At 57.6% G+C, this 7,018-nt stretch carries 9 protein-coding genes and 1 pseudogene; 3 read left to right on the top strand and 7 right to left on the bottom strand.

The features are described from left to right. The first annotated feature begins 322 nt into the window (after positions 1–322). The gene (locus tag BOW53_RS12010) at positions 323–847 is read left to right on the top strand and encodes a deoxycytidylate deaminase (RefSeq protein WP_078488218.1); all 525 of its coding nucleotides are present in this window, start codon (positions 323–325) and stop codon (positions 845–847) included. On the opposite strand, the gene BOW53_RS12005 is transcribed toward BOW53_RS12010, so the two are convergent. The 3 genes from BOW53_RS12005 to purM are packed head-to-tail and all read right to left on the bottom strand — an operon-like array spanning position 844 to position 3,292. Next, complete coding sequence (locus BOW53_RS12005) at positions 844–1,572, bottom strand: DUF3108 domain-containing protein (RefSeq protein ID WP_078488217.1); 729 nt, start codon at positions 1,570–1,572, stop codon at positions 844–846. The genes BOW53_RS12010 and BOW53_RS12005 overlap by 4 nt on opposite strands. Next, complete coding sequence (purN, locus tag BOW53_RS12000) at positions 1,569–2,237, bottom strand: phosphoribosylglycinamide formyltransferase (protein ID WP_078488216.1); 669 nt, start codon at positions 2,235–2,237, stop codon at positions 1,569–1,571. The genes BOW53_RS12005 and purN overlap by 4 nt, the downstream gene beginning before the upstream one ends. After that, positions 2,237–3,292: a phosphoribosylformylglycinamidine cyclo-ligase gene (gene purM / locus BOW53_RS11995; protein WP_078488215.1), complete on the bottom strand. Its 1,056-nt coding sequence runs from the start codon at positions 3,290–3,292 to the stop codon at positions 2,237–2,239. Before purM ends, purN begins: the two co-directional genes overlap by 1 nt. Before the next feature lie 132 nt (positions 3,293–3,424). On the opposite strand from purM, the gene BOW53_RS11990 reads away from it, so the two are divergent. After that, positions 3,425–4,573 (top strand): DUF2066 domain-containing protein, encoded by a 1,149-nt coding sequence (locus BOW53_RS11990; RefSeq protein WP_172838894.1) that lies wholly within the window; start codon positions 3,425–3,427, stop codon positions 4,571–4,573. Beyond that, positions 4,570–5,121, top strand: coding sequence for a CDP-alcohol phosphatidyltransferase family protein (locus BOW53_RS11985; protein WP_078488213.1), 552 nt, complete (start codon positions 4,570–4,572; stop codon positions 5,119–5,121). Before BOW53_RS11990 ends, BOW53_RS11985 begins: the two co-directional genes overlap by 4 nt. Positions 5,122–5,124: 3 nt before the next feature. Here BOW53_RS11985 and hda read toward each other — a convergent pair whose 3' ends face one another. The 4 genes and pseudogenes from hda to BOW53_RS13990 all read right to left on the bottom strand — a co-directional run. Continuing rightward, on the bottom strand, positions 5,125–5,823 hold the full coding sequence (hda, locus tag BOW53_RS11980) for a DnaA regulatory inactivator Hda (RefSeq protein ID WP_078488212.1): 699 nt from the start codon (positions 5,821–5,823) through the stop codon (positions 5,125–5,127). A gap of 22 nt (positions 5,824–5,845) precedes the next feature. Continuing rightward, complete coding sequence (gene wrbA, locus BOW53_RS11975) at positions 5,846–6,439, bottom strand: NAD(P)H:quinone oxidoreductase (RefSeq protein WP_078488211.1); 594 nt, start codon at positions 6,437–6,439, stop codon at positions 5,846–5,848. Further along, entirely contained in the window at positions 6,439–6,786 is a 348-nt protein-coding gene (gene arsC / locus BOW53_RS11970) for an arsenate reductase (glutaredoxin) (RefSeq protein WP_135607099.1), read from the bottom strand. The genes wrbA and arsC overlap by 1 nt, the downstream gene beginning before the upstream one ends. A gap of 70 nt (positions 6,787–6,856) precedes the next feature. Beyond that, positions 6,857–7,018 (bottom strand): annotated as a pseudogene (locus tag BOW53_RS13990) (IS30 family transposase); the annotation flags it as partial.

The raw sequence follows: 7,018 nt of genomic DNA, 5'->3' as shown, positions 1-7,018 counted from the left end.
TTTTCCTGGGAGTGGAGATCAATAGGTCGATGGTATACGATTTTCGAAATTAATCAGAGTTGCCCTAGTAATTCAGCGATGGGACAGGGCTTGTAACTGGCTGCACGCTTTAGCGTATACATAGACCGCAATTCCCTAATTATAGTTCTTTTGTCATCAACTCAGAGACATTTCACTGGAAAGAGGGGATAAAATAAACCATGAAGAATAAGAGGTATATTTCCATGAGCCGCGATAAGCTCCATGTTGATAATGGATGAATTTGCATTTGATCGCTTGTACCATGCCCAAAACCTCCATACTACGGATAGGATTTACATAGATGAGTGCTAAGTGGGATACGCGTTTTCTTGGGTTGGCCGCTCACATCTCGGCCTGGAGCAAGGACCCTTCCTCCCAGGTGGGTGCCGTCATAACCGACGGAAACCGTATTGTCTCCCTGGGCTATAACGGGTTCGCTGCCGGTGTCGTGGATGCGTCGGAACGCCTGGAGGACAGGAGCATCAAGCTGAATCTCACGATCCACGCCGAAGAGAACGCCATGATTTTCGCAAAGCGGGATCTCAAGGGCTGCACAGTCTATGTGACACATCCGCCTTGTCCGCGTTGCGCATCAAAGCTGATCCAGGATGAGATCGGGCGAGTGGTCTCCATCGCGCCCAGTGAAGACTTCCTGTCCCGCTGGGCGGATGATCTGAAGCTCTCCCAGGAGATGTACAGGGAGGCCGGGGTCGAGTTCATCACCTATGACCTGGAAGAGATCAACAATGAGACTGCCCAGGTCACAATCTCACCCGGTGGTTTCTTCAAGAAAGTGTTGAGTCGCTGCCTGGAATCGATTTCCTAGTTCCAGCTTACCGATTGGAGCAACATGATCACCTGTTCGTCTTTTTTCTGCTTGGTGATCTTTACCGGCAGGTAGTTGAGATCAGGCGCCAACCAGATGGTGGAGTCCGAGGGGCGATTGTCTTTTTTGCGCTTGACTTTCAGGGCGGTAATGGTTCCGGTACCAGTCTCAACAGGCTCTCTTCCATCAGCGGAAAAACGGTAGCTTTTCAGCCTGCCGCCGTCGGCAACCTTGAAGTCGACACGACTTTTCTCCTTTGCCATGGCGATCATGAGGGCCAGTTGCTGGCTAAACTTGTCCTGGGTTCCCGTGGGTATCGTCATGGTCCAGCGTTTTCCGCTACTGTGGTTGGTCACATTTCCGGTGCGCCAGTTGAAGTCGACGGTTACCTTTCGCGGATTCTCCCTGCGACGATGATGATAGAGGTAGTTGTCAGGGATGACGGCTCCGTTCTCTATAGTGCCCTGGCTCTGTTCTGTTATCTGGTCATCCCGAAACAGGGAAGCCAGGCCCGTAGCAACGGTATAGGCTCGATAGCGGTAGAGTCCGGACTGATCCAGTTCGAGGGTGATTATGACCTTTCCCACGGCCATGTTGTCACGGCTGAGGTGGTACTCGGCGCTGAAGGGGGTGAGTACCGTCTCCGGGTTGGACCACAGCGGGTTGGATCCCAGCAGCATCACTCCTGCAATCAGCATGTTGAGGATCTGCCGGTGTGCGCTCATGAAGGGGGAGGCTCCTGGTAGCTCATGGTGACCGGGCCATCAAGTGGGATTCCGTCCTTGACTACCTGGCTCCCGTTCATCTTCAGCCGGCCCTCAGCGAACCAGCGGATGGCCGTGGGGTAGATGATATGCTCCTGGGTCAGAACACGTGCTGCCAGGCTCTCTTCGGTATCGTCCTCTTCAACCGGTACATTGACCTGCAGGACCAGGGGGCCGCCATCGAGTTCTTCGGTGACGAAGTGGACACTGGCTCCGTGCAACTCGTCATTGGCGTCAAGGGCGCGTTTGTGGGTGTGCAGTCCACGGTACTTGGGGAGCAGGGAGGGATGGATGTTGAACATCCGGCCGTGGAAACGGCTCACGAACTCCGCTGAAAGAATGCGCATGAAACCGGCCAGAATCACCAGTCCGGGTTCATAGGTCTCGATCAGGTCGCCAAGTGCCTGGTCGTAGCCTTCGCGATCTGCATAATCCTTGTGATCCAGCACTTTGGTCGCGATTCCAGCTTTCCTCGCGCGCTCCAGGCCGTAGGCGTCGGTCCTGTTGCTGATGACCGCGCGGATCTCCACCGGCAGGTCTGCTGCAGCCCCATCGATGATTGCCTGGAGATTGCTTCCGCTCCCCGATATGAGGACTACCAGCGGCAGCTTTTTCTGCTCGATCATCAAGCGGTGACCTCCACGGAGGGTTCACCTTCTGCCACTTCGATGCGGCCCAGTTGCCAGACCGTCTCACCCTGTTCTTCCAGCAGGGCTGTTGCACGGGAAGCGTCTTCCTCGGCAATACAGACCACCATGCCGACGCCGCAGTTGAAGGTGCGCAGCATTTCAGACTCCACCACGTTGCCCTGTTCCTGCAGCCATTGGAAAACCGCCGGCCGTTCCCAGGCGTTGCCGTCTATGACCGCCTTGGTGTTGGTTGGAAGCACCCGGGGCAGGTTCTCCGGCAGGCCGCCGCCGGTGATGTGGGCCAGGGCGTGTATCTCCACCTGCTCATGCAGCTTCAGCAGGGGTTTGACATAGATTCGGGTGGGGGCCAGCAGGGCTTCGCCCAGCGTGGTGTCGCCCATGGCCTGTCCCAGGTCAGCGCCGCTGACCTCGAGTACCTTGCGAATCAATGAGTAGCCGTTGGAGTGGGGGCCGGATGAAGCGAGTCCAAGCAACACGTCTCCCGCCCTGACCCGGCCTGGGTCGATGATGCGGCTCTTTTCGGCGATACCGACGCAGAATCCGGCAAGGTCGTAGTCACCTTCACTGTACATGCCAGGCATCTCCGCGGTCTCTCCCCCGGTCAGGGCGGCGCCGGAAAGCTCGCACCCCTTGGCGATGCCCTTCACCACATCGGTGGCGACATCTACGTCCAGATGTCCGGTTGCGTAGTAGTCGAGAAAGAAGAGCGGTTCGGCACCGGTCACGATAATATCGTTTGCGCACATCGCCACCAGGTCGATGCCGATGGTATCGTGCTTGTTGAGCTCCAGGGCCAGCTTCAGCTTGGTGCCGACACCGTCGGTACCTGAAACCAGTACGGGCTCCTTATAGCGGTCCAGCGGGAGTTCGAACAGGGCGCCGAAGCCGCCGAGACCGGTCATGACGCCGGGGCGGAAGGTGCTTTTGACGATTGGCTTTATTCTCTCCACCAGGCTGTTACCTGCATCGATGTCGACTCCCGCATCGCGGTAACTGAGTGAGACGGAATCGGTTGGCTTGTTCTGGTCCACTGATTACTCCAGGCTGGGATTGTTTGCAGCCCGGTATTCTATCAAATAGCGCAGGGGAGTTGCGCCAGTTTTTTTAGACAGGGAATGGCCCGCAGGTATAGAATTCGCCAGATTCAGGTAGCAAAGATCACTATGACGATGCCCCTATTTATGAACGACAGGCGTGATTTCACCGGGTTGGGCGCCCTTTACGGCCTTATCTTACTGCTCGCAGCGATGGCCACCCCCGCACTTGGGGTACAGGTCGACGGCCTCTACCAGGCAGAAGTGCCTGTGGCAGGACAGGAAGCGGCGCAGGGCAATGAGGCGATCGGGCGTGCGTTCGGCAAGATGTTGATCAAGGTGACGGGCAACCGGAATATTGCCAACCGCCAGGAATTGACAGCGGAGTTCGCCAAGGCCCCCCGCTATGTCCAGCAGTATCGCTATCGGCTCGATGCCGAACAGCCAGCTGATGGCGCAGATGTACAGCCGGAAGGCGCCGAGGCTGCAGAACCGAAAAGATACCTTCAGGTGGTTTTCGACGAACAGGCGGTGAATCGTTTTCTGCGCCAAAGCAGACTGCCGGTCTGGGGCGATAACCGTCCTGGTGGCCTGGTCTGGCTGGGTGAGGAGAGCAAGTCCCGGGGGCGCCGGTTGACAGGTGCCGAGAGCTCGGCCTGGTCGGTACTGGAGTCAGTGGCCCGGCAACGTGGTGTGCCCCTCATCGTTCCATTGATGGACCTGGAGGATCAGTCCCGACTGCAGGTGGCTGATCTGTGGGGGGATTTCGAGCGCAATATTTCCGGCGCCTCTCATCGCTACAGTCCGGATTTCGTACTGACCGGTCGCCTGACCCGGGTCGCCAGTGATCTCTGGCGTTCCAGGTGGACCCTGTTCCAGGGGGAGAAAATCTCGTCTTGGAGCAATGACGGTCGTTCCCGGAATCAGCTGCTGGGCGAAGGTGTCCAGTACGCCTCTGATTTGCTCGCAAACCGGTTCGCGCCCATCGGTGGGGCCAGTGAATTGACCCGGGTGCGACTGCGCGTGGAAGGCGTTGGCTCTCTGCGGGAGTATGCCGGGGTGGGCGGTTTCCTCTCCTCTCAAAGCGCCGTGGCGCGCATGGATCTCTCGGCGGTGGAAGCCAATGCCGTGATCTACGAACTGCAGGTCAGGGGGGGGCTGGAAGTTCTGGAACAGGGCCTCGCCCTGGGCGGTCTCATCGAACCCGACGGTGATGCGGTCATGGGTGAGGAAGCCGTGGCTGAAAACGTCGATCTTTTTTACCGGTTGCGCCAGTGACGAGAGAGGATATCCCCAACCTGATCAGCGTACTGCGCATCTTCCTGACCATTCCCGTGGTCTGGATGCTGCTGGAGCAGCAGTTCGAGATTGCGTTGGTGCTGTTTTTCGTGGCCGGGGTTTCCGATGGCCTGGACGGTTACCTAGCGAAACACTACGGCTGGACCAGCCGGCTCGGCGGCCTGCTCGATCCGTTGGCAGACAAGGTGCTGCTGGTCTCAAGCTATCTCTCCTTGGCGGTTGTGGGGATGATTCCGGTCTGGCTGGTGATGCTGGTCATACTGCGTGATCTGGTGATCGTAACCGGTGCGCTGGTCTACAGCTTCAGGGTCGAAGAGCTGGAGGCGGAGCCCAGCATGATCAGTAAGGTCAATACCGTGACCCAGATCGTGCTCGTGCTCTCGGTGGTGTTGGATGAAGGCCTGTTGGCGTTACCGTCCCTGTTCATCACCATCATGATCTGGGCGGTTGCCGTGACCACCGTGGCGAGCGGCGCGGACTATGTCTGGGTGTGGAGTCGCCGGGCGGCCAGGCAGGGCAAAAAATAAGGTTTATCCGAAAGTTTCCAGCAACGATTTGACGAACGGTATGGTCAGCCTCCGCTGGGCCTCCAGGGAGCCCTTGTCCAGGTGCTCGATCAGGCGTTGAAGGGATGCCATATCCCTGGGTACATGACGAAGAATATAGTTCCCGGTATCCCAGCTCATGGTCAGGCCACGGCGGTTCGCCCCGTCGATAAGCGCCTGGATCTTCTCATCGTCTCTTAGTGGCCTGAGCTGGTAGCTCAGGCCCCAACTCAGGCGTGATCTCAGGTCGGGCAGGTCAACATCAAGGTTGAGGGGGGCCTGGCCTGCGGTGGTGATCAGGGAGACCCCCTGGTCGCGCAGCCGGTTGAAGAGATGGAACAGGGCAGATTCCCACGCCTTGTTACCAGCCACCGATTCGACATCATCCAGGCAGACGAGGTTCATAAAGTCGAGATCAGCCAGGATTTCAGGTTCAAACATTTCGGCCTGGCCAAGGGGTATGTAGGCCGCGGCCTTTCCCAGTTTGTCCGCATACTGGCAGGCGGCTTGCAGGAGGTGGCTTTTCCCACTGCCCTCCGGTCCCCAGATATAGAGGAACTGTTCGCCACTGCCGTCAGTACAGTGGCGCAGGTGAGAGATCACCTGGACATTTCCACCCGGTACGAAATTTTCCAGGCTTGCGCTTTCACGGAGGCTTATACCGAGGGCAAGCTGTCTGTTCATAAGGTGATCTGTGCCTGGCGGGTCATTTTTCCAGTTTGGCTGCGGTTGTCGCGAGGCGTCTGCCCAGGGCGCGGCAGAGGCTCTTCTCCTCGTCGGAGAGGGGCAGTTTGCTGTCGGTGCCGGCCAGGTGGCTGGGTCCGTACGGGGTACCTCCGGTCTGGGTATGCAGCAGTTCTGTTTCACTGTAGGGAAGACCGACGATCAGCATGCCGTGATGCAGCAGCGGCAACATCATGGAGGTCAGTGTCGTTTCCTGGCCACCATGCATGCTGGACGCGGAGGTGAACACCCCGGCAGGCTTGCCCATCATGGCGCCCGAAATCCACAGTGGGCTGGTACCGTCGATGAAGTACTTGAGTGCAGCCACCATGTTGCCGAAGCGGGTAGGACTGCCCAGTGCCAGGCCGGCGCACTGTTCAAGATCCTCAAGGGTGGCATAGGGAGCGCCCTGCCCGGGAATGCTCTCTTCCGTGGCCTCGCAAACTGCAGAGACCGCCGGAACGGTACGCAGGCGCGCCTCCATTCCCGGGACCTCCTCAATACCGCGGGCGACCTGGTTGGCCATCTCTGAGGTGGCGCCATAACGGCTGTAATAGAGAATGAGGATATAGCTCATCAGAGTATGTCCAGTACCTTTTCAGGGGGGCGACCGATGGCGGCCTTGTTGTCCTTTATGACAATGGGGCGCTCGATCAGCTTGGGATGATCTACCATTGCCTGTATGAGCTGGTCGCGGCTGAGTTCCGGATTGTCGAGTCCGGCCTCCTTGTACTCCGCCTCTTTTGTGCGCATCAGTTCCCGTGGTTCGAGGCCCAGCATGTTGAGAATGTTTTTCAGGGTGGCGGCGTCAGGTGGCGTTTTGAGATATTCGGTGATATCCGGCTCGACCCCCTGGTCCTGGAGCAGTTGCAGGGTCTGACGGGATTTGCTGCAACGGGGATTGTGATAGATTTCCACGCTCATGAAGTTTTTTCTCATGTGGTATTAAGATTGCGCTATTGTATCCGACAGGGTGCGATTTAAAACCGCGGATTCAACTCGCTAGTGCAACAGGTGGGTTGATCCCGAAAAATACCTGATTAGGTGTTTTAATGCTAAGGCATTTTCGAGGGCGATTGTTCAGTTTATCCATCACCCGGTTGATTTCAGTCTGTGTGATGGTCGTAAAGTCCAGATGCTTTGGGAAATACTGGCG

The sequence above is a fragment of the Solemya velesiana gill symbiont genome, from assembly GCF_002020805.1.
In the GTDB taxonomy this organism is placed as follows: domain Bacteria; phylum Pseudomonadota; class Gammaproteobacteria; order Chromatiales; family Chromatiaceae; genus Sedimenticola_A.
Note: the sequence above shows the minus strand (reverse complement) of the source record. Positions and strands in the feature narration are given on the sequence as shown.